This window comes from Streptomyces atriruber, from assembly GCF_001418325.1.
Taxonomy (GTDB): Bacteria; Actinomycetota; Actinomycetes; order Streptomycetales; family Streptomycetaceae; genus Streptomyces; species Streptomyces atriruber.
The window spans coordinates 1-24,384 of record NZ_LIPN01000172.1 but is presented as its reverse complement, the minus strand read 5'-3'; the positions used below and the strand labels follow the sequence as shown (position 1 = coordinate 24,384).

Sequence of the window (24,384 nt, the reverse complement as noted above, 5' to 3'; positions counted from 1 at the left end):
GAGGAGCTGTTGCGGGCCGCGCTCGGGGTTCCGGACCGGGTGCCGTACGCCCGCAGGCGCGGGGTCCGCGGGGCTCTTCTGGTACGGGCGGAGCGGGACCGGGAGCTCGCGGTGCTCTACGGGCGGGCCGTGTCGCTCGACGGGTGGGCCGAGGCGCTGGAGCGGGTGCCGTTCGAGGCCGTCGACCATGCGGGGGCGTTCGGGCTCGGCGCGCACGGTGGTCCGGCGGCGGACGGGGTGGTGCGGGAGCTGGTCGACGGCGGGGCGGTCGCGGGGCGGCTGGTCGCCGCCGCGGGGCCCGACCTGCAGCTGGCGGTCGCGGACGGGAGCGTCCTCGTCGTCGATACGCGCGTGCTCGTGGGGTGGGCGCTGGTGGCGTCCGGCGCGGGGGCGGGCGTGAGCGTGCCGGTGCGGGCCGTGGAGCCCGCGGGCGGCGGCGCCGAGCAGGACGGACTCTTCTGACCGGCTCTTCCGACCGGTTTCTCTGACCGAATGGTCAAGTCCGCTCGACCGTTGGGCAAGAGATCGCCCGGAGGGGTGGACGCCGGTGCGGTGGGAGCCCGAATGTGGCGACATGAGTGATCACGCCACAGGTCCTGTCGGACCCTTCGAACCGCCCTACTACTCCGTCATCTTCACCTCCGTGCGCACCGAGGGGGACAACGGCTACGGAGAGACCTCCGACCGCATGGACGAGCTCGTCGCGGACGTGCCGGGGTTCCTCGGCACCGAGTCGGCCCGCACGCCGGGAGGCATCGGCATCACCGTCTCGTACTTCCGGGACGAGGAGTCCATCAAGGCCTGGCGGAGCAACCTGGAGCACCAGGCGGCCCAGCGCCGCGGACGCGAGGAGTGGTACGAGAAGTACGTCGTGCACGTCGCCAAGGTCGAGAGGGGCTACGGCTTTGTGCGTAAGTAGCGGGGGCAGCGGGAGCAGCGGGACCGCAGAGAGCGGTGCGGTAGCGGAAGCCGTCCGGGTGCGGGGGTTCTGGGAGCGGCTCGGGCTCCCCGGGCTCATCGACGTGCACACGCACTTCATGCCGGAGCGCGTGCTGCGGAAGGTGTGGGCGTACTTCGACTCCTACGGGGCGTCGGGCACGGTGGAGTGGCCCATCACCTACCGGCACGAGGAGGAGCGGCGGGTCGCGCTGCTCGGGGAGTTCGGGGTGCGGGCCTTCACCTCGATGCTCTATCCGCACAAGGCGGGCATGGCCCAGTGGCTGAACGGCTGGTCCGTCGACTTCGCGCGGCGCACGCCCGGATGTCTGCACACCGCGACCTTCTACCCCGAGCCGGGCGCGGACCGTTATGTGCGGGAGGCCGTCGAGGCGGGGGCGCGGGTCTTCAAGTCCCATGTGCAGGTGGGGGCCTACGACCCCAACGACCCGCTGCTCGACGGGGTCTGGGGGCTGCTCGCCGAGGCCGGGGTGCCCGTCGTGATGCACTGCGGGTCCGGTCCCGAGCCCGGCAAGCACACCGGGCCCGAGCCGGTCGGGCGGCTCCTCGCGCGGCATCCGCGGCTGCGGCTCGTGGTGGCGCACATGGGGATGCCCGAGTACGCCGAGTTCTTCGCGCTCGCGGAGCGGTACGACGAGGTGCGCCTGGACACCACCATGGCCTTCACCGACTTCAGCGAGGGGCTCATGCCGTTCCCGGCGGCGGAGCTCGGGCACCTCGCCGACCTGGGGGACCGGGTGCTGCTGGGGAGCGACTTCCCCAACATCCCCTACCCGTACATCCACCAGCTGGAGTCCCTGGAGCGGCTGGGGCTCGGGGACGCGTGGCTGCGCGGGGTGCTGTACGGGAACGCCTCCGGGTTGTTCGGCGTGCGGTAGGCGGACCGGCCGCGGTTTCTCAGGGAATTCACAGGTTCGCGCAAGAGTGCTCTCAGGGGCGCCGCGCAGGGTGTGGGGCATGACCACGACCACGCCCCAGGCGCGTACCGAACTGCTCAGGGCGGACGGGAGCCCCGTCCGCGTGCTCGTCGTCGACGACGAGGTGTCGCTCACCGAGCTGTTGTCCATGGCCCTGCGTTACGAGGGCTGGCAGATCCGCAGCGCGGGCGACGGCGCGGGCGCGGTGCGGGCCGCGCGTGCGTTCCGGCCCGACGCCGTGGTGCTGGACATGATGCTGCCCGACATGGACGGGCTCTCCCTGCTCGGCAGGCTGCGCCGGGAGATGCCGGACGTGCCCGTGCTGTTCCTGACCGCGAAGGACGCGGTCGAGGACCGCATAGCCGGGCTCACCGCGGGCGGCGACGACTACGTCACCAAGCCGTTCAGCCTGGAAGAGGTGGTGGCGCGGCTGCGCGGGCTGATCCGGCGGGCCGGCGCCGCCGACAAGCGCAGCGAGTCGACGCTGGTCGTCGGCGATCTGACCCTCGACGAGGACAGCCACGAGGTGACGCGGGGCGGGGACTCCATCCATCTGACCGCCACCGAGTTCGAGCTGCTGCGCTACCTCATGCGCAATCCGCGGCGCGTGCTCAGCAAGGCGCAGATCCTGGACCGGGTGTGGAACTACGACTTCGGGGGCCAGGCCAACGTCGTCGAGCTCTACATCTCCTACCTGCGCAGGAAGATCGACGTGGGCCGCGAACCGATGATCCACACGCGGCGCGGGGCGGGGTATCTGATCAAGTCCGCGGTGCCCGTACCTTCGTGAGCCCGGCCCTTCAGCGGCGGCTCGCCGGACGGCGGCAGCGGCCGCGCACCCTCCGTACGCGGCTCGTCCTCTCCGCCGTCGCGCTCATCGCCGTGGTGTGCGCGGTCATCGGGGTCGTCACCACCATCGCCCTCAAGTCCCATCTGTACGAGCAGTTGGACGGCGCGGTCGGCGGGGTCGCGCAGCGTGCGGCGGGGCCCGCCGTCGCGCCGGGCGGCGACAAGCTGCCGCCGGGGCCCGGCCAGGGCCCCGGCACCCAGGACGATCCGCTGGACTTCGTCACCCGGGGCCCGCAGGAGATCGGGGCCGTCGGCGCCGAGGTGGGCCGGGACGGCTCGGTCGGGCGCGCGCTCGTCAGCACCGAGGACGACGGCGGCGGCACGGTGCCGGACGCCACGGAGCTGGACGCGGCGCAGCTGGCCGCGCTCGCCGACGTACCGAGGGACGGGCAGGCGCACAACGTCGACATCCCGCGGCTCGGCGAGTACCGCGTGACGTACACGAGCGGGCACAAGGGCGACTTCCTCGTCGGACTGCCGACCGCCAAGGTGCGGAACACCCTCAACACCCTGATCGTCGTCGAGGTCTGCGTCACCGCGGCGGGCCTCGTCGCCGCCTCGCTCGCCGGAGCCGCCATGGTCGGCGTCGCGCTGCGCCCGCTGCGCAGGATCGCGCGCACGGCCACCCGGGTCGCCGAGCTCCCCCTGCACAGCGGCGAGGTGGCCCTGCACGAGCGCGCCCCCGACGCCGACCCGCGCACGGAGGTCGGGCAGGTGGGCGCCGCGCTCAACCGCATGCTCGACCACGTCCACTCCGCCCTGGACGCGCGCCAGCACAGCGAGACACGGGTGCGGCAGTTCGTCGCGGACGCCAGCCACGAGCTGCGGACACCGCTCGCCTCCATCCGCGGATACGCCGAACTGACCCGCCGCGGGCGGGAGCCGACCGGCCCCGACACCCGGCACGCCCTCGGCAGGATCGAGTCCGAGGCCGAGCGGATGACCGGCCTCGTCGAGGATCTGCTGCTGCTCGCGCGGCTCGACGCGGAGCAGCCGCTCTCGTACCGGAGCACCGATCTCGCGCCGCTCGTCGTCGACGCCGTCAGCGACGCGCGGGCCGCCGGGCCCGACCACCACTGGCGCCTCGAACTCCCCGACGAGCCCGCCCTGGTGAGCGCCGACGGCGCACGCCTGCACCAGGTCGTCGTCAACCTCCTCGCCAACGCCCGCACCCACACCCCGCCGGGCACGACCGTCACGGCCCGCGTGCGACGGGACGGGCCCGGCGTCCGCCTGGAGGTGCAGGACGACGGCCCCGGCATTCCGGCCGACCTCCTGCCCGCCGTCTTCGAACGGTTCGCCCGCGGGGACGCCTCCCGGTCGCGGCAGGCCGGTTCGACGGGCCTCGGCCTCGCGCTCGTCCGCGCCATCGTGACCGCGCACGGCGGCACGGTCACCGTCGAGAGCGTGCCGGGGCGCACGGTGTTCGTCGTCGCGCTCCCGGCGGCCGGAAGCGCGCCGCCCGCCGCTTCACACACTCCGCCCGCCGCCTCACACACTCCGCCCGCCACCTCACAGCCGGACCACAGGCTCACCACACAGCCCTGACAGACCACTTGGCGAACGTCGGTCGCATGCGAACCGACTCTCCCTCGGACATCCTGCCGTCTCGGGACCACCTCCCCGCCACCTGGCGCGACGTGCCCGTCCTGGACGTCGTGATCCCGGTCTTCAACGAGGAGAAGGACCTCGGGCCGTGCGTCCTGCGCCTGCACGACCACCTCACCCGCACCTTCCCCTACCCCTTCCGCATCACCGTCGCGGACAACGCTTCCACGGACCGCACCCCGCGGGTCGCCGCCGAACTCGCCGACTCCGTACGGGAGGTCCGGCACGTCAGGATCGACCAGAAGGGGCGCGGCCGGGCGCTGCGCGCCGTCTGGTCCGCCTCCGACGCGCCCGTCCTCGCCTACATGGACGTCGACCTCTCCACCGACCTCAACGCGCTGCTCCCGCTGGTCGCCCCGCTGATCTCCGGCCACTCGGACCTGGCGATCGGCTCGCGGCTCGCACGCAGCTCGCGGGTGGTGCGCGGGCCCAAGCGGGAGTTCATCAGCCGCGCGTACAACCTCATCCTGCGCGGCTCGCTGCACGCCCGCTTCTCCGACGCCCAGTGCGGGTTCAAGGCGATCCGCGGCGATGTGGCCCAGGTGCTGCTGCCGCTGGTCGAGGACACGGGATGGTTCTTCGACACCGAGATGCTCGTCCTCGCCGAGCGCGCCGGGCTGCGCATCCACGAGGTGCCGGTCGACTGGGTCGACGACCCGGACTCCACGGTCCATCTGGTGCGGACGGCCACGGACGACCTCAAGGGCGTGTGGCGGGTGGGCCGCGCGCTCGCCGTGGGCGCGCTGCCGCTCGACCGGCTGGCGCGCCCCTTCGGCGACGATCCGCGCGACCGGCAGCTCACCGGCGTCCCCGGCGGCCTCGCCCGCCAGCTCGTCGGCTTCTGCGTGGTCGGCGCCCTCTCGACCCTCTGCTACCTGCTCCTCTACAGCGGCTTCCGTACGTTCACGGGGTCGCAGGCGGCCAACGCGCTCGCCCTCCTGGTGTCGGCGGTGGCCAACACGGCAGCGAACCGGAGGCTCACCTTCGGCGTGCGCGGCCGGGACCGCGCGGTCCGCCACCAGGCGCAGGGACTCGTCGTCTTCGGCATCGGCCTCGCCCTGACCAGCGGCTCCCTCGCGGCGCTCGGCGCGGCGTCGGGCGACCCCGCGCACTCCACGGAGCTCGCGGTCCTGGTCGCGGCGAACCTCGCGGCGACGGTGCTGCGGTTCCTGCTGCTGCGGGCGTGGGTGTTCGCGGACCGCCGCGAGACCTCTCCGGAAGGAACGGCTCCGGCGCCCGCCCCCACCTACGACATCACGCACGCGCACGACCTCCAGAACCCCGCGTACGGCCTCCAGAACCCCACCTGCGACCTCCAGAACCCCACCCGCGACGTGACCGCACCCCACGACCCGAGGAACGCCCGATGACGACCACCTCCCCCACACCGGCGCCGCTCCGGGCGGCTCCCGACGGGGCCGCGCACCGGCGCCCCGGCGTCCTGGCCGCCCGCCTCTGGCGCGGCCGTCCCGACGACCCCCGCTGGGCGCGCCCCGCGCTGCTCGGCCTGCTGCTCGCCACCGCGGTCCTCTACCTCTGGAACCTCAGCGCGTCCGGCTACGCCAACTCCTTCTACTCCGCGGCCGTCCAGGCCGGCAGCCAGAGCTGGCAGGCCCTCTTCTTCGGCTCGCTCGACGCGGGCAACGCGATCACGGTCGACAAGCCCCCGGCGTCGCTCTGGCCGATGGCGCTCTCCGTACGCCTCTTCGGCCTCAACTCCTGGGCGGTGCTGGTTCCCCAGGTCCTGATGGGGGTCGCCACGACCGGCGTTCTCTACGCGGCGGTGCGGCGCCGGTTCAGCGCGGCCGCGGGACTGATCGCGGGCGCGGTCCTCGCGCTCACGCCCGTCGCCGCGCTGATGTTCCGCTTCAACAACCCGGACGCGCTGCTCGCGCTCCTGATGACGGTCACGGTGTACTGCGTCCTGCGCGCCCTGGAGCACGGCCGCACCAAGTGGCTGGTGTGGGCGGGCGTCGCGGTCGGCCTCGCCTTCCTCACCAAGACGCTGCAGGCGTTCCTGATCCTGCCGCCGCTCGCGGTCCTCTACGCGGTGTGCGCGCCGGTGCGGCCGCGCAGGCGCTTCGGCCAACTCGCCCTGTCGGCGGGCGCGATGCTCGTCGCCGGTGGCTGGTGGGTGGCGATCGTCGAACTATGGCCCGCGTCCTCGCGCCCGTACATCGGCGGCTCGCAGAACAACTCCTTCCTGGAGCTGACCTTCGGCTACAACGGCCTCGGCCGCATCAACGGAGAGGAGACCGGCAGCGTGGGCGGGGGCGGTCCCCGCGGCGGCGGCGGTCAGTGGGGCGAGACCGGCCTCGGCCGGATGTTCGACTCCGAGATCGGCGGCCAGATCTCGTGGCTGCTCCCCGCCGCGCTGATCCTCCTCGTGGCGGGCCTCGTCCTCACCCGCAAGGCACGGCGCACGGACACCGCGCGGGCGGCGTTCGTGGCGTGGGGCGGCTCGCTCCTGATGACCGCGGCGGTCTTCAGCTTCATGGCGGGGATCTTCCACCAGTACTACACGGTGGCCCTGGCCCCCTACATCGCCGCGCTCGTCGGCATGGGCGCCACGGTCCTGTGGGAGGAGCGCGCCTCGCGGTGGGCGGGCGCGGCGCTCGGAGTGACGGTCGCGGGCACGGCGGTCTGGGCGTACGTGCTGCTCGGCAGGGTCTCGGACTACCTGCCCTGGCTGCGCTGGGCAGTGCTCGTCGGAGGTCTGGTCGGGGCGGTGGGCCTGCTGGTGGTGGGCCGCCTCGGCCGCCGTCTGGCGCTGGCCGCGGTCGGTCTGGGCCTCGCGGCGTCACTGGCGGGCCCGGTGGCCTACACCCTGTCGACGGTGGACAGCGCGCACACGGGGTCGATCGTGACGGCGGGTCCGGCTTCGGCGGGCGGCATGGGCGGCATGGGCGGGCCCCGGGGCGGCGGCGGTCCGGGTGGTCCGGGCGGCCAGGGCGGTGACGGCGGCGGGATGCGGCAGCCGGGCGGCGGCACCGCACAGCCTCCGGGCAACGGCAAAGGTCCTGGGAACGGCCCCGGCGGCAACGGCCCCGGCAACGCCCCCGGGCAGCACGGGAAGGGCGGCACCGCCCCACAGGGTGGCGGCAAGCGCGGCGGCGCGGGAGGCGGCATGGGCGGCCTGCTGAACGGCGCGCAGGTCTCCGCCAAGGCCGAGAGGCTCCTGGAGGCGGACGCCGGTGACTACACGTGGGCCGCGGCGGCCATCGGCTCCCAGAACGCGGCCAGCTACCAACTGGCCACCGGCGAACCGGTGATGGCGATCGGCGGCTTCAACGGCAGCGACCCGTCACCGACGCTCGCGCAGTTCAAGAAGTACGTGGCGGACGGCGACATCCACTACTTCATCGCGAGCGGCGCTGGCGGCGCCGGCGGCGGAGGCGGCATGGGCGGCGACGGAACCTCCTCCGCGATCACCTCCTGGGTGGAGTCCACGTACAAGAAGGTCACGGTCGGCAGCGCCACGTTCTACGACCTCACCCAGCCGCGCTAGGAAACTCTCTTGTACGCCGTACGGGAATTGCTCTACGGTGTACGTCGCACTACCGCCTCGTACACCGTAGAAGAGAAACCCGGAAAGGGAGGGCTGCATGACGGCAACGACCGCCGAGACCCCCGCCGCCTCGCAGAGGCACCCGCAGCGCTGGCTGATCCTCGGCGTCATCTGCCTGGCCCAGCTCACCGTGCTGCTCGACAACACCGTCCTGAGCGTCGCGATCCCCTCCCTCACCCGGGAGCTGGACGCGTCGACGTCCGACATCCAGTGGATGATCAACGCGTACTCGCTGGTCCAGTCCGGCCTGCTGCTCACCGCGGGCAGCGCCGCCGACCGCTACGGCCGCAAGAAGCTGCTCGCGGCGGGCCTCGCCCTCTTCGGCATCGGCTCGCTGGCCGCGGGCCTCGCCCAGAGCTCCGCACAGCTCATCGCCGCCCGCGCGGGCATGGGCATCGGCGGCGCGCTCCTCATGACGACCACGCTCGCGGTCGTCGTGCAGATCTTCGACGACGCGGAGCGCGTGAAGGCGATCGGCCTCTGGGCCACCATCAACTCCCTCGGGTTCGCGGCCGGTCCGCTGCTCGGCGGCTTCATGCTCGACCACTTCTGGTGGGGCTCGATCTTCCTGATCAACATCCCCGTGGCGCTGCTCGGTCTCGTCGCGGTCCTGAAGCTGGTCCCGGAGTCCAAGAACCCGCAGGGCGACCGCCCCGACCTGCTCGGCGCGCTGCTCTCGACGATCGGCATGGCCTCGGTGGTCTACGCGATCATCTCCGGCCCCGAGCACGGCTGGACGTCGGGACAGGTCCTCGTCTCCGCGGCGATCGGCGTGCTGGTCCTCGGCGCGTTCGCGCTCTGGGAGCTGCGGATCCCGTACCCGATGCTGGACATGCACTTCTTCCGCAACCAGCGCTTCGTCGGCGCCGTGGCGGGCGCCATCCTGGTCGCCTTCGGCCTGAGCGGATCGCTCTTCCTGCTCACCCAGCACCTGCAGTTCGTGCTCGGGTACGAGCCGTTGGAGGCAGGGCTGCGCACGGCACCGCTCGCGGTGACCATCGTGGCCCTGAACCTGGCGGGCGTCGGCGCGAAGCTGCACGCCAAGATGGGCACGCCCGTCACGATCGCGTCCGGCATGAGCCTGCTCGCGGCGGGCCTCGCGGCCATAGCGCTGCTCGGCGGCGACAACTACAACGGCCTGCTGTTCGGCCTGATCGTGATGGGCGCGGGCATCGCGCTCGCCATGCCTGCGATGGCCAACGCCATCATGAGCGCCATCCCGCCGGAGAAGGCGGGCGTGGGCGCGGGCATCAACGGCACGCTCGCGGAGTTCGGCAACGGTCTCGGCGTCGCCGTCCTCGGCGCGGTCCTCAACTCCCGCTTCGCCTCCCTCGTCGCGGTCTCCGCCGCCTCGTTCCCGGCGGCCATGGCCGCGGCGAAGTCGGCGGGCGAACGCGAACGGATCGCCGACGCGTTCTCCTCCGGCCTGGAGACGAGCCAGCTCGTCGGCGCGGCGGCGGTGTTCGTCGGAGGTGTCCTGGCAGCCGCGTTGCTGCGCAGGGCAGAGAGGGCAGACTCCGTGGGTAAGACAGCGGCATAGCATCAGGGGGAGCCGGATGGCCCGACTCCGGTTGAGTCCGGGCTGCTCGGCCTCCCCACGCCGCCCACCCGGAGACGAGAGAGCCTCTCCAGGCCCGAGGACCAACGAGGAAGGTGCGCCATGGCGAAGGCAGCCGGCCGCACGAAGAACGCGGCGAAGACGAGTGTCTGGCTGCAGGACAAGGCGCCACGCGGCGGCGGCCGCAAGGTCGACCAGCCGAGCGGCCTCGACCGCGACCGCATCACGCAGGCCACGGTCCGGCTCCTGGACGCGGAGGGCCTCGACAAGTTCTCCATGCGCAGGCTCGCCGGTGAACTGAACGTCACGGCGATGTCCGTCTACTGGTACGTGGACACCAAGGACGACCTCCTGGAGCTCGCCCTGGACGCGGTGTGCGGCGAGATGCGGCTCCCCGACACGGAGACGTCCCCAAAGGAGTGGCGCGACCAGCTCCGCGCCCTGGCCGACGAGTACCGCGCGGCGCTCATCCGGCACCCCTGGGTGTCGCCGCTGGTCGGCCGCTTCCTCAACATCGGCCCCAACTGGCTGGCCTTCGCGCTCGCGATCCAGAACGCGGTACGGAACACGGGGCTGCCCGCGTACACGCAGAACGGCGCGATCTCGGCGGTCTTCCAGTTCGTGTACGGCTTCGGGACCATCGAGGGCCACTTTCGCGCGCGGTGCGCGGAGGCGGGGATGTCCCAGGAGGCGTACTACCGAGAGGCGGTCGGCACGGTCCGCGACGAGCTCGCCACGCACGGGCTGCTGGAGAGTGCGGACGAGCTCATGGCGGCGCGGGCGGGGGACACGGTCGAGGAGATGTGGGCCCGCGACTTCACGATCGCTCTGGACCTGATGATCGCGGGCATCGAATCCCTCCTGGCCAAGAACCCCTAGGACGGGCCCTAGGCCTGCGGCAGGACCTCCCCCTGCACGGCCTGGATGTCCAGCGTCACCTTCAGCGTCGTGCCGATCGCCGAGATGCCCGCCTGCACCACCTGGTTGTAGTTCATCGCGAAGTCGTCGCGCCGCAGCTCCGCCGTGGCCCGGAAGGCCGCACGCGTGCCGCCCCACGGGTCGGCCCCGGTCCCCAGGTAGCTCAGGTCCAGGTCCACCGGCCGCACGACCCCGTGCATGCCGAGCTCGCCGTGGACCGTCCACCGGTCCGTCCCGGCGGGCGTCAGCCCGGTGGAGCGGTACGTGATCTCCGGGTACTGCTCGACGTCCAGGAAGTCCGCCGACTTCAGGTGGCCGTCCCGCATGCCGTTGCCCGTGTCGATCGAGGCCGACCGGATGACCGCCTCGACCCGCGACTTCTCGACGTCCTCGGCGATCTCGATCCGCGCGCCGAAGTCGGTGAACCGCCCGTGCACGCTGGTGATCCCGAGGTGCTGGGCGACCGCGCCCACCGTCGAGTGGGCCGGGTCGACGGTCCACGGGCCGGGCGGCGGCAGCTCGGTGCCGCCCTGCCGGGCGAGGACGACGTTGCCGACCTCCGCCCGCCCGCTCGCCGTGACGAGCGCGGTGGACGCCACGGGCGCGTACCCGACGGCGGTGACGATGACGGTGTAGGGCCCGGCCGCGAGGGCCGTCCCGTCCCGTACGACGCCTTCCTCGTCCGCGGCGGCCCGCAGTACCTGCGCCCCGGTCATGTCCGTCACCGTGACGACGGCGTGGGGCACGGCCCATCCGTCGCGCGTCCGGATCCGAGCGTTGAGTGCCATCCCGTTTACTCCTTGCCGGGCTTCCCGCTGCGGAAAGCCCCAAAGTCCAAGCTCAGTTCACGCTGTAACAAGCAGACGGCCCCCGGGCCGGTCGGTGACTGGCCGTCCCCTGCCATGAATGCCACCACCGGCCCGGGGGCCCTTTCCGCGACCGGCCCGTGGCCGCGCCTCCGCTCGGGGCGCGGCCACGGGCCGGGGCCGGTCACTCGCCCGGGTGGGCGAGCTCGATGTCGTGGCCGTCGACGCCGCTGCCGGCCACCGTCAGGCCGGTGGCCACCGGCGGGTATCCGGTCGCGATGACCGTGTAGTCGCCGCTGTCCAGGTCGGTGAAGGCGTACGCCCCGTCCGCCCCGGTGGTCGCGGTGGCGACGACGTTGCCCGCCGCGTCCACGAGGGTGACGCGGGCGTCGTTCAGCGCCGAGCCGCCCGCCCGCACGGTGCCGAGCACCTGCGCGCCGGAGTTGAGCTCGACCTCGACCCGGGTGACCCCGGTGCCGCCGACCTCGACGGGCAGCGCGAGCGGCCGGTGTCCCGTGGCGTTCACCGCGATGGTGACGGTGCCGGGGACCAGCTCGGCGAAGGTGAACTCGCCCTGCTCGCCGGAGAGTCCGGTGGCGAGGACGTCACCGCGCACGTCGGTCACGATGACCATCGCGCCGCTGACGGGCAGCTTGCTGTCGGCGTCCCGCACCAGACCGCTGAGCCCGCTGGTGCCGCTGAGCAGGATGTCGTACGCGAGGGCGTCCTCGCCCACGACGACCGTGGAGGCCTGCGGCTGGAACCCGTCGGCCGACGCGATGAGCACGTACGAACCGGCGGCCGGGGCGTCGACGGCGTAGGAGCCGTCGCCCTGGGCGACCGAGCGGCCGAGCTGTCGTCCCCCGAGGGAGATCAGCGTGACGGCGGCCTGCGGGACGGGCGCGCCCTCGGCGCCGCGGACGAAGCCGCGTACCGGTGTGCCGCCCGTGATCTGCGGGAGCTCACCCGGGCCGGGCTGCGCGGCGGACGCCACCGCGGCGAGCCGCTGTGTGCCCTCGGGGCCGGTCTCGGCCCCCGTGGCGACGGAGGCGAGCACGGGCTGCTCGGCGGTGGCCGTGGCGGCCGTGGGCGCCGTGGCGGCCGCGGCGTCGGCCGGAGCCGGGCCGTCCGTGGTCTCCGCGGCGGCCTGGGCCATGGCGCCCGACGTCCGCAGCGGGACCTCCTTGATGAACAGCGTGATCAGGAAGGCGATCAGCGCCATCGGAGCGGCGATGAGGAAGACATCGGCGATGCCGTGTCCGTATGCGCTCTCCATGACCGAGCGGAACGGCTCCGGGATCTTCTCGAGGTCCGGGATGCCGCCGCCACCGGTGCCGCCGTGGCCGAACTGCGCCGCGGCCTTCGGGCCGAGGTCGGCGATGCCGTCCTTGACGTAGTCGGTGATCCGCGTTGCCATGATCGCGCCGAGCGCCGAGACACCCATCGCACCGCCCAGCGAGCGGAAGAAGGTGACGGTGGAGCTGGCGGCGCCGAGGTCCTCGGGAGCGACCTGGTTCTGCGTGCAGAGCACCAGGTTCTGCATCATCATGCCGATGCCGAGACCCATCAGGGCCATGAAGATCGCGATGTGCCAGTACTCGGTGTCGTACCGGATGGTGCCGAGCAGACCGAGGCCCGCCGTCACCAGCACGCCACCGCAGACCAGCCAGGCCTTCCACTTGCCGGTCTTGGTGATGATCTGACCCGACACGGTGGAGGAGACGAACAGACCACCGATCATCGGGATGGTCATGACGCCGGACATCGTCGGGGACTCGCCCCGCGCCAGCTGGAAGTACTGGCTGAAGAAGACGGTGCCCGCGAACATCGCGACACCCACGAAGAGCGAGGCGAGCGAGGCGAGCGTGATGGTGCGGTTGCGGAAGAGCCGCAGCGGGATGATCGGCTCACTCGCCTTGGACTCGACGAGCACGAAGATCAGACCGAGCAGGACCGAACCGCCGACCATGGCGCCGGTCTGCCACGACATCCAGTCGTACTTGTCACCGGCGAAGGTGACCCAGACGAGCAGCAGGCAGACGGCGGCGCTGATGAAGAAGGCACCGGCCCAGTCGACCTTCACGTCGCGCTTCACGACGGGGAGCTTCAGGGTCTTCTGCAGGACGATCAGCGCGATGATCGCGAAGGGCACGCCGACGTAGAAGCACCAGCGCCAGCCGAGCCACGAGGTGTCGGTGATGACACCGCCGAGCAGCGGTCCGCCGACGGTGGCGACGGCGAAGGTCGCGCCGAGGTAGCCGGAGTACCGCCCGCGCTCGCGCGGGGAGATCATCGCGGCCATGACGATCTGCGCCAGGGCGGAGAGACCGCCCACGCCGATGCCCTGCACGACGCGGCAGGCGATCAGCATCCCGGCGCTCTGCGAGAGACCGGCGACGACCGAGCCGCCGACGTAGATGACCAGGGCTATCTGGACCAGGGCCTTCTTGCTGAAGAGGTCCGAGAGCTTGCCCCACAGGGGCGTCGTCGCGGTCATCGCGAGCAGCGACGCGGTGACGACCCAGGTGTAGGCGGACTGGCCGCCGCCGAGGTCGCCGATGATTTCGGGCAGGGCGTTGGAGACGATCGTCGACGACAGGATCGCCACGAACATGCCGAGCAGCAGCCCGGACAGCGCTTCCATGATCTGCCGGTGCGTCATCGGAGCGTTCTCACCGTTGTGACCGTGGTGAGCTCCGTGCTTGGCATGGCTGCCCCGCACACCGGCTGGTGTGGTTGTTGCCATGGACTTCCTTTTCTTACGCGGGTGTACGGGTGGTCTCCGACGTGGTCTGCACGTCGTGGGGGGAGAGGGGCAGCCGGGCCGAAGCCGCGCGGCAGTCCCCGAAGCTGTCGCGCAGGCGCGCGAGCAGCGTGCTGAGCTGGACGACCTCGTCGTCGGTCCAGTCGTGCAAGTAGTGGGTGAGTGTCCGGATGGAGAGCTCGGAGAGCTCGTCCACCTTGGCCTTGCCCTCGGGCGTGAGCCGCAGGATCCGGGAGCGCTTGTCGGCGGGGTCGGGATCGCGGACGATCCACTCCTTGTCCGCGACATGGGCGACGTGGCGGCTGGTCACCGACGTGTCGACGGCGAGCAGCTCCGCGAGCCTGCTCATCCGCATCGCACCGTGGCGTTCGAGCAGGATGAGTACGGCGGCGGATCCGGCGGGGCAGTCGTGCGGCAGACCCCGTCCGAGACCACGCTTCACGGCACCGATGGCGCTGAGCTGTCGGGCCAGCTCCTCGTACTGACGCTGCGCGGCCACGGCACCTCCAATTTTTTGTTGCTTAGGGCAACGATAGAAGCAGTTGGTTGCCGCAGGCAAACTAAAACCGGGCCAACGGGCTAAAGAGTCGGCAAAGCTCTGGGACCCCGCTTGTAAAGTCCCTGGCCAGAGGGGGTTGGGCCGATGGCGGTGGATTCGCTAGGGTCCTGCTCCATGGCACACAACCCCCAGGGCAACCAGGGCAACCCCGACCCCGCCGGCAGCACGCAGATGTTCCGCGCCTTCGTCGACGAGTCGCCGCAGGGCCGTCAGACGGCGGCGGCTTCCTCTTCCTCCGGCCCGCGGGTGGGCCTGATCCTCGGCGTGATCGTCGCGATCGCCGTCGTGGCGGGCGTGGCGTGGCTGGCGCTGGCGTAAGCGTGGGCGGCTGCGCTTGAGCGGACCCGTTCCGGGTGCGGGTGCGTGGGGGCTGGTCGCGCAGTTCCCCGCGCCCCCAGGTGCTCGCCCCTTCGGCGCTCGGTACGCCGGGTGACCCAAGGGGCGCGGGGAACTGCGCGAGCGGCCACAGCGCGCCCGCAGACGTATACCGGCCCCCTACGGGGCTAGCGCCACTTCACCGCGACGTCCTGCGTCTCCACGTGCATGCCGAGCGGAACCCGCCACGCATCGACGCATACCGGCCAGGTTTTCTCCTTCTTCTGCCCGGGGCCGATCGGTACCGGCAGCTTCACGGTCGACTCGACCGTGGCCCAGTCGACGCCGAGCGCGCCGATGATGTGCGTCTCGAAGGTGACCGTGCCCGAACGCACGGGTGAGCCGCCGGTGTTGCGGAAGGCGACGGTCACCTTCTCGCACCAGCGCTTGTCCGCGGGCTTCCGCTCGGGATCGCCGACGGAGAGCGCGGCGGGCCCGCTCGGCGGCTCGGGCTTCGGGTCCTGCGTGCCGGGTCCGTCCGAGCCGGAGCCGCCCGTTCCCGGACCGTCCGTGCCGGGGGCCGACGGGCTTCCGGGGCCCGGACCGTCACCCGAGGAGGAGCCGTCACCGGACGCGGGCGCGTCCGCGGACCCGGAACTCTCGTCCGCGGCGGGCGACTTCCCCTCCGAGCCGCCTGCGCCACGGGACGCGGCCGAGGAGGACGACTCCCCGCCCGCGGGCGCCTCGGAGGCGCCGTCTCCCTTGCCGGTCCGCGCGCCGTCGCCGCCCTTGTCGAGCGGCACCAGCTTCACGTCGCCGCTCGGCCCCACGGTCTTCCCCGGGGCCCGCTCGGGCGCCGCACCGGCCGCGCCGGTCGCCACGTAACCGTCGCCGCCGTCGTTGCCGCAGGCGGACAGCAGGCCGCCGAGGCAGAGCGCGGCGGCACCCGCACCGAGCATGTTCCGTACGCCACGTCGCATCGCGCCAGTGTGGCTGACGGGTCGTCAATTAGGAACCCCGTCAGCAACACCGGCCACGCACGCGCGCGTTGGCTCCGGCCGCCGGCGCCGACTGCCCGTGCGGTCGGTCCGCGCCGTCAGTCAGAGATGAGCCCCTCGCGCAGCTGCGCGAGCGTCCGGGTCAGCAGCCGGGAGACGTGCATCTGGGAGATGCCCACCTCCTCGCCGATCTGTGACTGCGTCATGTTGGCGAAGAAGCGCAGCATGATGATGCGGCGCTCGCGCGGCGGCAGCTTGGCGAGCAGCGGCTTGAGGGACTCGCGGTACTCCACGCCCTCCAGCGCCGTGTCCTCGTACCCGAGGCGGTCGGCGAGGGAGCCCTCGCCGCCGTCGTCCTCGGGGGTCGGGGAGTCGAGCGAGGAGGCCGTGTACGCGTTGCCCACCGCGAGGCCGTCGACGACGTCCTCCTCCGAGACGCCGAGCGCGGCGGCGAGCTCGGGCACGGTCGGCGAGCGGTCGAGCCGCTGGGCGAGCTCGTCGCTGGTCTTCGTGAGCGCGAGGCGCAGCTCCTGCAGCCGGCGCGGCACGCGCACCGACCAACTGGTGTCCCGGAAGAAGCGCTTGATCTCGCCCACGACGGTCGGCATCGCGAACGTCGGGAATTCCACGCCGCGTTCGCAGTCGAAACGGTCGATGGCCTTGATGAGGCCGATCGTGCCGACCTGGACGATGTCCTCCATCGGTTCGTTGCGACTGCGGAAGCGTGCTGCCGCGTACCGCACGAGCGGGAGGTTGAGTTCGATGAGCGTGTCGCGCACATACATGCGCTCCGGGCTGTCCTGGTCGAGCGCGGCGAGCCGCAGGAAGAGGGAGCGGGACAGGGTCCGGGTGTCGATGGCTTCCGAGGCTGTTGAGCTGTGAAGCGCGTCGGGCGCGGATTCGCTCGGGCTCTTGACGAGCGTGAGCGTGAGCACCTTCGAGCTGCCCTGGTCTGCGGACATGCCACCCCCTTGAGGTCGCGGACGGTCGCGGCGAGCGCTCCCGTCGGAGGAACGCAGCCTCCACCTGAATACCGGAGGTGGGGCTACGGCAAACGCGGTTCCAGCAGAATGTCACATGTCGGCAACACGCTGTAGTTACTTGTCGACAAACAAGGGTGACATCCGTGCAGGAAAGAGGGGGTCTGGGGCTTTTCAGCAAAGAGCGCCGTCGGGAACAGCCCCGACGGCACTCCACTCGATACGGTTACGCCTCGATCCGATTTGCGGACCGAAGGCGTGCGAAGCTCCGGGCGAGCAGTCGCGACACGTGCATCTGGGAAACGCCCAGTTCGGCGCTGATCTGTGACTGCGTCAGATTGCTGTAGTAGCGCAGGAGGAGGATCCGCTGCTCGCGCTCGGGCAGTTGGACCAGGAGGTGGCGTACGAGATCGCGGTGCTCGACGCCGTCGAGTGCGGGATCCTCGTAGCCGAGCCGGTCGAGCAGGCCGGGCAGCCCGTCGCCCTCCTGGGCCGCTTCCAGCGAGGTCGCGTGGTACGAGCGGCCGGCCTCGATGCAGGCGAGCACCTCGTCCTCGGTGATGCGCAGTCGCTCGGCGATCTCCGAGGTGGTCGGGGAGCGCCCGAAGGCGGTGGTGAGGTCCTCGGTCGCCCCGGTCACCTGCACCCACAGCTCGTGCAGGCGCCGCGGTACGTGGACCGTGCGGACGTTGTCGCGGAAGTACCGCTTGATCTCGCCCACCACGGTCGGCATCGCGAAGGTCGGGAACTGCACGCCGCGCTCGGGGTCGAACCGGTCGATGGCGTTGATGAGGCCGATGGTGCCGACCTGGACGACGTCCTCCATCGGCTCGTTGCGGCTGCGGAAGCGCGCGGCCGCGTACCGCACGAGCGGCAGGTTGGCCTCGATGAGGGCGCCGCGCACCCGGCCGTGCTCGGGGCTGCCCGGTTCGAGGTCCTTGAGCTGGCCGAAGAGCACCTGGGTGAGGGCGCGGGTGTCCGCGCCGCGGGTGCTTCCGCCGCCCACGGTCTTGGGGGGCGGGGTCTTGGCGGGCGGAGCGTTCGCGGGCGGGACCTCCGCGGGTGGGGCCTTCGCGGGTGGCGCCTCGGGCGCAGTACTGGCCGGCACGGTCAACGCCACCCCTTCTCAGACAGGCACTGTCAGGCACAGTCAAGCTCGGTCGACGTGCGGTCGACGTCGGTCAACTCATCCGTCAAAAGCGGTCATAGCATCACAAGACATGTGCACTGTGTGCAAGCACCTGATAACTACGTGTTGAAGGCAAGTTGAGGCCCGCGCCCCGACGCGGAACGGCCCCGCACCGTTGGCGGTGCGGGGCCGTTCGCCGTTCAGGGGGGGGCGACTGCGCGGAGCGGTCGTGCGAGGCGGTCGTGCGGGTCGGCCGTGCGGGACGGTGGCGTCCGGCGGCGTCCGGCGGCTCAGAACTCGTAGTCGGCGATCACCCACGTGGCGAACTCGCGCCACAGCGCGACGCCCGCCTGGTGGGCCGGGTGCTCGAGGTACCGCTTCAGCGCATCGGCGTCCTCGACCGCCGAGTTGATGGCGAAGTCGTACGCGATGGGGCGGTCGGTGATGTTCCAGTCGCACTCCCAGAACGTGAGCTCCGGGATCTGCTCGCCGAGGGCACGGAAGGCCTGGACGCCCTCGACCACGCGCGGCTCGTCGCGCTGCACGCCGTCGTTGAGCTTGAAGAGGACCAGATGGCGGATCACGGGCACTCCTTGGAGAGGGCTGGGCGGCTTCGGCGGTCTTGGCGACCGCTCAGTCCTTGCCTCCGTTGGCGACCCACGTCATGAAGTCGCCGATGCTCTGAGCGGCGCTCGAGACGCCTTCGAAGCCTATCTGCACATAGTCCGCGGCCTTGGCCGGGTCGGTGATGATCACGTAGAGCACGAAGACGACCAGCGCGAACAGGCCGAGCTTCTTCCACTGCACTGCCACGATCTGGCCTCCCCTTGCCGTGCCCCGTGTGACCCCTGTGACGGCGGCGAGTCTAACCCGGACCGTATTCACGGGGCTTTTAGGGACCAACGACCCGGCAGCAGAGGTCCTTTGCGGACGTTCCACGGGTGGCGCGAGGCGCAGGATTGGTGGTGAGCCCGGCGGATCTGGCAGGAATCCGCGGGGCGAGGGACCGGCCCTACTGCGGGGTCCGCGCCGTCTGCTTCCCCCCTGACGGCGGCGCTGACTTGAGGGCCTGTCCTCGTCGGGGGGAGTGGCTTGTCCCCCCGATGCCGCTTCCCCCGTCCTGACGGGAGAGAACCCCGGTGCCGCGCAGGCACCGGGGTTCTCCGTATGTGCACGGCGCGCGGCGCACGACGAAGGGCCCGTCCCTCAGGACGGGCCCTTCGCATCAAGAGCGGTAGCGGTGGGATTTGAACCCACGGAAGGGGGTTACCCTTCACTCGCTTTCGAGGCGAGCTCCTTCGGCCGCTCGGACACGCTACCGAGAGGAACTCTAGCCCAAGGTGGGCCGTGGACTGAAATCCGTTTGGGCCGCCTCTTGATTCAGCCTGCTTCAGCGGCCGCGGAAGAAGTCCGTCAGCTGTGCGGAGCACTCGTCCGCGAGGACCCCGTGGACGACTTCGGGGCGGTGGTTGAGCCTTCTGTCGCGTACGACGTCCCAGAGCGAGCCCGCCGCTCCCGCCTTCTCGTCGCGCGCTCCGTAGACGACCCGGTCCACGCGGGACTGCACGAGCGCACCGGCACACATCGTGCACGGCTCCAGCGTGACGACGAGCGTGCAGCCCGTCAGCCGCCACGCGCCGAGCTCCGCGGCGGCCCTGCGCAGCGCGAGCACCTCCGCGTGCGCGGTGGGGTCACCGGTCGCCTCGCGTTCGTTGTGCCCGGTCGCGAGCACCGTCGTGCCGTCCGGGGACAGCACGACGGCGCCGACGGGGACGTCGCCGCCCTTGGCGGCCAGCTCGGCCTCGGCCAGAGCGAGCCGCATGGGCGCCCGCCAGCGGTCGCGTACGGGATCGTGACCGGAATCGGGGTCGTGACCGGAAACCGGTTCGTGTCGGGTGCTGATGTCGGTCGGGTCGTTCACACCGGGAACCTAGCGGACGGTCTCGAGCACCTCCGCCGCTCCGAGGATGTCGGCGATCTCGTTGAGCGCGTCGCCGCTCTCCAGGCCGAGCAGAGCCTTCTCGGGCACGCCCAGGTCGGCGAGGATCTCCGAGTCGCCGAGCGGCCCCGAGGGCACCCCCGACGCACCGGTGTCGGCGTCGGCATCGGCGTCCGGGTCCGCCTCGGCCTCGGAGGCCTCGGGTTCACCGTCCTCCGTGCCGTCGAGGTCGAGGGCGTCCAGGTCGTCCGCCCCGTCGTCGTCCGGGTCCCGGCCGAGCATCTCGTCGGTGAGCAGGATCTCCCCGTACGAGCTGCGGGCGGCCGCGGCCGCGTCGGACACGTAGATACGAGGGTCCTCCTCGCCGTCCACGCGGACGACGCCGAACCACGCGTCTTCCTGTTCGATGAAGACGAGGACCGTGTCGTCGTCGTAATCGGCCGTGGCTTCACGGGCCAGGTCGGCCAGATCCGACAGGGTCTCCACATCGTCGAGCTCCGTGTCGCTCGCTTCCCACCCGTCTTCGGTGCGCGCGAGCAGTGCGGCGAAGTACACCGTGACTCTCCCACTGGTCATAGGCAGTGCCGGTTGGCGGTTTGGGGTCCCCCCGGCGAGGTCGGGGAGCGGGGGAGTTCGGTACCTAGCCCCCGCCCATTCGGAATCGTGGCAGAAACGGCGCCGTCAGGAGAGGTCTTCCGGCCGCTGTGTTCCGCGTCGCGTTTTTCCGGGGCCCTCGTGGGCCTGTCGCCGGACCCGCCGCGGACCCGCCGCCGAGCGGGCGGCTACCAGCGGAACGTACGCATGCGCATCTGCTGGCGCATGCGTGCCGCCCGTGCGCGGCGCGGCTTCACGCGGTCACGGAGCTCGATGGCCTCGGTTCGTTCGCGCAGGAACTGGGCGCGCCGCCTGCGGCGCTCGGTGTCGGTCTCGTCTTCCGGACTGTGCCCCGTCATAGCCACACCACCTCAGTTCGTACGTCACCACCTTCCCTCGGATGGCGGTGTTGATGCCAGCGAGAGGCGCGGGGGCCCGGCCCGGTTACTGTTGATGTCATGCGGATCCACGTCGTCGACCACCCGCTGGTGGCGCACAAACTCACCACGCTGCGCGACAAGCGCACCGACTCCCCGACCTTCCGGCGCCTCGCCGACGAGCTGGTCACCCTGCTCGCGTACGAGGCCACCAGGGACGTGCGCACCGAGCAGGTCGACATCGAGACCCCGGTGACGGGGACGACGGGCGTCAAGCTGTCGTACCCGCGTCCGCTGGTGGTGCCGATCCTGCGCGCCGGGCTGGGCATGCTCGACGGCATGGTGCGGCTGCTGCCGACCGCCGAGGTGGGCTTCCTCGGCATGATCCGCAACGAGGAGACCCTGGAGGCCTCCACGTACGCGACGCGCATGCCGGAGGACCTCTCCGGGCGTCAGGTGTACGTCCTGGACCCGATGCTCGCCACCGGCGGCACGCTCGTCGCGGCGATCCAGGAGCTCATCAAGCGCGGCGCCGACGACGTGACCGCCGTGGTGCTGCTCGCCGCCCCGGAGGGCGTCGAGATCATGGAGCGCGAGCTGGCGGGGACACCGGTGACGGTCGTGACGGCCTCGGTCGACGAGCGGCTCAACGAGCAGGGGTACATCGTGCCGGGGCTCGGGGACGCGGGCGACCGGATGTACGGGACCGCGGAGTAGTCAGCAGCTCGGCAGCCAGCAGTTCGGTAGTCGGCAGCTCGTAGTGCCGGCTCGCTCTGGGGTGGTCCCGGGCGGTGCCGGTGTCAGCAGTTTTCTTTGTTCGAGCGAGTGGGCGTCGGCTCGGGCTCGGCCAGTGCGGCCAGGGCCTTGTCGGCGTCCTCTTTTTTGGCCAGGTTCTTGAACCGGTCGCCGATGACCAGGTCGATGTCGCCGCTCTTGCGGGCGTCGGACTTGTGCTCGGCGCCGGCGAGCTGCGTGCCGAGCACCGGGATCGCGGTCCCGGCGGCCGACTCGGCGCCGAGCAGCAGCCCGGTGCCCTTGACCTTCTTGTCGTACGCCTTCGTCGCGTTGCCGACCTTGCCGATGGTGAACCCGCGCTTCTTCAGCTCGTCGGCGGTGCTCTTGGCCAGGCCGCCGCGGGGCGTGGCGTTGAAGACGTTGACGGTGATCTGCTTCGGCTTCGGCAGCGGTTTCTGCTTCCGGGCCGACTCCGAGGGGGCGGCGGCCGGTTTGCGGTCGCAGTCCCCGGACGCGCGGCCCGCGGCCGATGCCTTGCTGCCGCCCGTGAACACGTCGATGAGCTGCAGGGTGCCCCAGCCGATCAGGCCGATGGCCGCGGCGGACGCGATCACCGCGAGCACGATCCGGCGGCGACCGCTGGGGCGGCGCATCCGTGGATATTTGTCCCCCGTGATGCGGTACTTGCCGCCCATGCCGGGGGGAGTGAGCATGCTCATGGGCGCAGCGTAGTGCGGCCGGGCGGCGATGCCTACTAAATGATCATTACCCGGGGGGCAGTCCAACCCGAAAGGGCCAATGCGGACCCGGTCGTCCGGGGTCAGCCCAGTTCGAGCACGCGCGCGTGGAGCACCTGGCGCTGCTGGAGCGCGGCGCGGACCGCGCGGTGCAGGCCGTCCTCGAGGTAGAGGTCGCCCTGCCACTTCACCACGTGCGCGAAGAGGTCGCCGTAGAACGTCGAGTCCTCGGCGAGCAGGGTCTCCAGGTCGAGCTGGCCCTTGGTCGTCACGAGCTGATCGAGGCGGACCGGGCGCGGCGCGACGTCCGCCCACTGCCGGGTGCTTTCCCGGCCGTGGTCGGGGTACGGCCGGCCGTTTCCGATGCGCTTGAAGATCACACGGAAAGCCTACCGGGCAAGGCTCTCCGGGCGCAGCCATGGCGACGGAGTGCGACCCTGGGAAATGACGCCTTAAATCGGGTCAAACCGGGAACACGTCCGCCGGGAACAGGGGCCGAAGTGAGCGAGAGCCAGTCGATTCCGTCCACGCCGGGCCGTGCGAACCGCCCGAACGAGTCTGTGCCGGTCGTGGGGGTGACGGGCGGAGGCGGGGGTTCCGCGGAGGCGGAGGTGGGGGCGGAGGCCGCTCAGGGTGTGGGGAGTGCTTTGCCTCGGGAGGCTTTGGACATCGCCGCCGGGTACGCCTTCACCGGGCCCGCTCTCGAACTCGGTGCGCTGCTGTGGGGCGGGCAGTGCCTGCCCGACGTACAGATCCGCATTCCGCTGCCCATGCTCAACCGCCACGGGCTGGTCGCCGGCGCCACCGGCACGGGCAAGACCAAGACCCTGCAGCTCATCGCCGAGCAGCTCGCCGCGCAGGGCGTCCCCGTCTTCCTCGCGGACATCAAGGGCGACGTCTCGGGGATCTCCGTCCCCGGCGAGGCGGGGGCCAAGGTCGCCGAGCGGGCCGGGGACGTGGGGCAGGAGTGGGAGGCCACGGGGTTTCCGAGCGAGTTCTACGCGCTCGGGGGCATCGGCACGGGGATTCCGGTCCGGGCCACGATCACCAGCTTCGGGCCCGTGCTGCTCTCCAAGGTGCTGCAGCTCAACCAGACCCAGGAGCAGTCGCTCGGCCTGATCTTCCACTACGCCGACCAGAAGGGGCTGGAACTGGTCGACCTGAAGGACCTCCGCGCGGTCGTCACGTTCCTCACCTCGGACGAGGGCAAGCCCGAGCTCAAGGGCATCGGCGGCCTCTCGACCGTGACGGCCGGGGTCATCCTGCGGGCGCTCACCGCCTTCGAGGCGCAGGGCATGGGCGACTTCTTCGGAGAGCCCGAGTTCGACACGAGCGAGTTCCTCCGGCTGGCGCCGGACGGGCGGGGCCTCGTGTCCGTACTGGAGCTCGCCGACGTCCAGGACAAGCCGCAGCTCTTCTCGACCTTCCTGATGTGGCTGCTGGCCGACCTCTACAACGACCTGCCGGAGGTGGGCGACGTCGAGAAGCCGAAGCTCGTCTTCTTCTTCGACGAGGCGCATCTGCTCTTCAACGGGGCCTCCAAGGCCTTCCTCGAAGCGATCACGCAGACCGTGCGGCTGATCCGGTCGAAGGGTGTCGGCGTCTTCTTCGTGACGCAGACGCCGAAGGACGTGCCCGCGGACGTGCTCGGGCAGCTCGGCAATCGCGTCCAGCACGCGCTGCGGGCGTTCACTCCCGACGACCAGAAGGCGCTGAAGGCGACGGTCCGGACGTTTCCCGATTCGGCGTACGACCTGGAGGAGATCCTGACCGGGATCGGTACGGGTGAGGCCGTGATCACCGTGCTCAGCGAGAAGGGGGCGCCCACGCCGGTCGCGGCGACGCGGCTGCGGGCTCCGGAGTCGTTGATGGGGCCTGTGGAGGCGGGGGCGTTGGAGGCGGCTGTGCGGGCGTCGGTGCTGTATTCGCGGTACGCGGAGGCGGTTGACCGGGAGTCGGCGTACGAGAGGTTGACGGCTCGGGAGGCGGAGAGGGTGGCGGCGGCTGCGGAGGCGGACGCGGAGGCGGCGGCTCAGGCCCAGGCTCAGGAGAAGCCCCAGAGGGGTCGGGCTGGGG

General features: G+C 71.5%; 24 protein-coding genes, 1 tRNA gene and 1 pseudogene. 12 read left to right on the top strand and 14 right to left on the bottom strand.

Annotated elements, in window-relative coordinates; genetic code table 11:
- From AOK03_RS19675 to AOK03_RS19635, 9 genes and pseudogenes are all read left to right on the top strand, one after another.
- A pseudogene (locus AOK03_RS19675) lies at positions 1-462 on the top strand (DUF2797 domain-containing protein); the annotation flags it as partial.
- 112 nt (positions 463-574) lie between these two features.
- Complete coding sequence (locus AOK03_RS43470; protein WP_055566616.1) at positions 575-919, top strand: antibiotic biosynthesis monooxygenase family protein; 345 nt, start codon at positions 575-577, stop codon at positions 917-919.
- Positions 920-977: 58 nt separating this feature from the next.
- Entirely contained in the window at positions 978-1,835 is an 858-nt protein-coding gene (locus AOK03_RS19665) for an amidohydrolase family protein (RefSeq protein WP_055566615.1), read from the top strand.
- A gap of 79 nt (positions 1,836-1,914) precedes the next feature.
- Positions 1,915-2,664, top strand: a complete 750-nt coding sequence (locus tag AOK03_RS19660; protein ID WP_055566614.1) for a response regulator transcription factor — start codon at positions 1,915-1,917, stop codon at positions 2,662-2,664.
- A complete protein-coding gene (locus AOK03_RS19655; RefSeq protein ID WP_055566613.1) occupies positions 2,661-4,271 on the top strand; it encodes a sensor histidine kinase in 1,611 nt (536 codons plus the stop codon). The genes AOK03_RS19660 and AOK03_RS19655 overlap by 4 nt, the downstream gene beginning before the upstream one ends.
- A gap of 26 nt (positions 4,272-4,297) precedes the next feature.
- Complete coding sequence (locus AOK03_RS19650; protein WP_079074834.1) at positions 4,298-5,701, top strand: bifunctional glycosyltransferase family 2/GtrA family protein; 1,404 nt, start codon at positions 4,298-4,300, stop codon at positions 5,699-5,701.
- A complete protein-coding gene (locus AOK03_RS19645; RefSeq protein WP_055566612.1) occupies positions 5,698-7,839 on the top strand; it encodes a glycosyltransferase family 39 protein in 2,142 nt (713 codons plus the stop codon). Before AOK03_RS19650 ends, AOK03_RS19645 begins: the two co-directional genes overlap by 4 nt.
- A 97-nt stretch (positions 7,840-7,936) precedes the next feature.
- Complete coding sequence (locus tag AOK03_RS19640; RefSeq protein WP_055566611.1) at positions 7,937-9,439, top strand: DHA2 family efflux MFS transporter permease subunit; 1,503 nt, start codon at positions 7,937-7,939, stop codon at positions 9,437-9,439.
- Between the two features lie 120 nt (positions 9,440-9,559).
- A complete protein-coding gene (locus tag AOK03_RS19635; protein WP_055566610.1) occupies positions 9,560-10,336 on the top strand; it encodes a TetR/AcrR family transcriptional regulator in 777 nt (258 codons plus the stop codon).
- A gap of 8 nt (positions 10,337-10,344) precedes the next feature.
- Here the strand turns inward: AOK03_RS19635 and AOK03_RS19630 are convergent, their stop codons facing one another.
- The 3 genes from AOK03_RS19630 to AOK03_RS19620 form a co-directional block, all read right to left on the bottom strand.
- Positions 10,345-11,163 carry a YceI family protein gene (locus AOK03_RS19630; protein ID WP_055566609.1) on the bottom strand — a complete coding sequence of 273 codons (819 nt, stop codon included), beginning with the start codon at positions 11,161-11,163 and terminating at the stop codon, positions 10,345-10,347.
- A 202-nt stretch (positions 11,164-11,365) separates the two neighbouring features.
- A complete protein-coding gene (locus tag AOK03_RS19625; protein WP_055566608.1) occupies positions 11,366-13,843 on the bottom strand; it encodes an MFS transporter in 2,478 nt (825 codons plus the stop codon).
- Positions 13,844-13,940: 97 nt separating this feature from the next.
- The gene (locus AOK03_RS19620) at positions 13,941-14,444 is read right to left on the bottom strand and encodes a MarR family winged helix-turn-helix transcriptional regulator (protein ID WP_055566607.1); all 504 of its coding nucleotides are present in this window, start codon (positions 14,442-14,444) and stop codon (positions 13,941-13,943) included.
- Positions 14,445-14,618: 174 nt separating this feature from the next.
- Between AOK03_RS19620 and AOK03_RS19615 the strand changes: the two genes are divergently transcribed.
- Positions 14,619-14,822 (top strand): hypothetical protein, encoded by a 204-nt coding sequence (locus AOK03_RS19615; protein ID WP_055566606.1) that lies wholly within the window; start codon positions 14,619-14,621, stop codon positions 14,820-14,822.
- 185 nt (positions 14,823-15,007) lie between these two features.
- On the opposite strand, the gene AOK03_RS19610 is transcribed toward AOK03_RS19615, so the two are convergent.
- The 9 genes from AOK03_RS19610 to AOK03_RS43130 all read right to left on the bottom strand — a co-directional run bounded on the left by AOK03_RS19610 (position 15,008) and on the right by AOK03_RS43130 (position 20,818).
- The gene (locus AOK03_RS19610; RefSeq protein ID WP_055566605.1) at positions 15,008-15,799 is read right to left on the bottom strand and encodes a hypothetical protein; all 792 of its coding nucleotides are present in this window, start codon (positions 15,797-15,799) and stop codon (positions 15,008-15,010) included.
- A gap of 116 nt (positions 15,800-15,915) precedes the next feature.
- Positions 15,916-16,779 (bottom strand): RNA polymerase sigma factor SigF, encoded by an 864-nt coding sequence (locus AOK03_RS19605; protein ID WP_055566604.1) that lies wholly within the window; start codon positions 16,777-16,779, stop codon positions 15,916-15,918.
- A gap of 244 nt (positions 16,780-17,023) precedes the next feature.
- A complete protein-coding gene (locus AOK03_RS19600) occupies positions 17,024-17,905 on the bottom strand; it encodes an RNA polymerase sigma factor SigF (protein WP_055566619.1) in 882 nt (293 codons plus the stop codon).
- Between the two features lie 311 nt (positions 17,906-18,216).
- Complete coding sequence (locus AOK03_RS19595) at positions 18,217-18,510, bottom strand: Dabb family protein (protein WP_055566603.1); 294 nt, start codon at positions 18,508-18,510, stop codon at positions 18,217-18,219.
- A gap of 49 nt (positions 18,511-18,559) precedes the next feature.
- Positions 18,560-18,739 (bottom strand): hypothetical protein, encoded by a 180-nt coding sequence (locus AOK03_RS19590; protein WP_055566602.1) that lies wholly within the window; start codon positions 18,737-18,739, stop codon positions 18,560-18,562.
- A 419-nt stretch (positions 18,740-19,158) separates the two neighbouring features.
- Positions 19,159-19,246: transfer RNA gene (locus AOK03_RS19585), tRNA-Ser, on the bottom strand.
- Between the two features lie 70 nt (positions 19,247-19,316).
- Positions 19,317-19,748, bottom strand: coding sequence for a tRNA adenosine(34) deaminase TadA (gene tadA, locus AOK03_RS19580; protein WP_055566618.1), 432 nt, complete (start codon positions 19,746-19,748; stop codon positions 19,317-19,319).
- A gap of 108 nt (positions 19,749-19,856) precedes the next feature.
- Entirely contained in the window at positions 19,857-20,420 is a 564-nt protein-coding gene (locus tag AOK03_RS19575) for a tRNA adenosine deaminase-associated protein (RefSeq protein ID WP_055566601.1), read from the bottom strand.
- A gap of 227 nt (positions 20,421-20,647) precedes the next feature.
- Entirely contained in the window at positions 20,648-20,818 is a 171-nt protein-coding gene (locus AOK03_RS43130) for a hypothetical protein (protein ID WP_167355623.1), read from the bottom strand.
- A 99-nt stretch (positions 20,819-20,917) separates the two neighbouring features.
- Here AOK03_RS43130 and upp point away from each other — a divergent pair, with 99 nt between their 5' ends.
- Entirely contained in the window at positions 20,918-21,553 is a 636-nt protein-coding gene (upp, locus tag AOK03_RS19570; protein WP_055566600.1) for a uracil phosphoribosyltransferase, read from the top strand.
- An 83-nt stretch (positions 21,554-21,636) separates the two neighbouring features.
- Here upp and AOK03_RS19565 read toward each other — a convergent pair whose 3' ends face one another.
- Both AOK03_RS19565 and AOK03_RS19560 read right to left on the bottom strand, forming a co-directional pair.
- The gene (locus AOK03_RS19565) at positions 21,637-22,290 is read right to left on the bottom strand and encodes a LytR C-terminal domain-containing protein (protein ID WP_079074832.1); all 654 of its coding nucleotides are present in this window, start codon (positions 22,288-22,290) and stop codon (positions 21,637-21,639) included.
- A gap of 101 nt (positions 22,291-22,391) precedes the next feature.
- On the bottom strand, positions 22,392-22,688 hold the full coding sequence (locus AOK03_RS19560; protein WP_003955420.1) for a type II toxin-antitoxin system VapB family antitoxin: 297 nt from the start codon (positions 22,686-22,688) through the stop codon (positions 22,392-22,394).
- Between the two features lie 231 nt (positions 22,689-22,919).
- Between AOK03_RS19560 and AOK03_RS19555 the strand changes: the two genes are divergently transcribed.
- Positions 22,920-24,384 (top strand): helicase HerA-like domain-containing protein (locus AOK03_RS19555; RefSeq protein WP_055566617.1); only part of this gene is annotated, 1,465 nt, incomplete at its 3' end.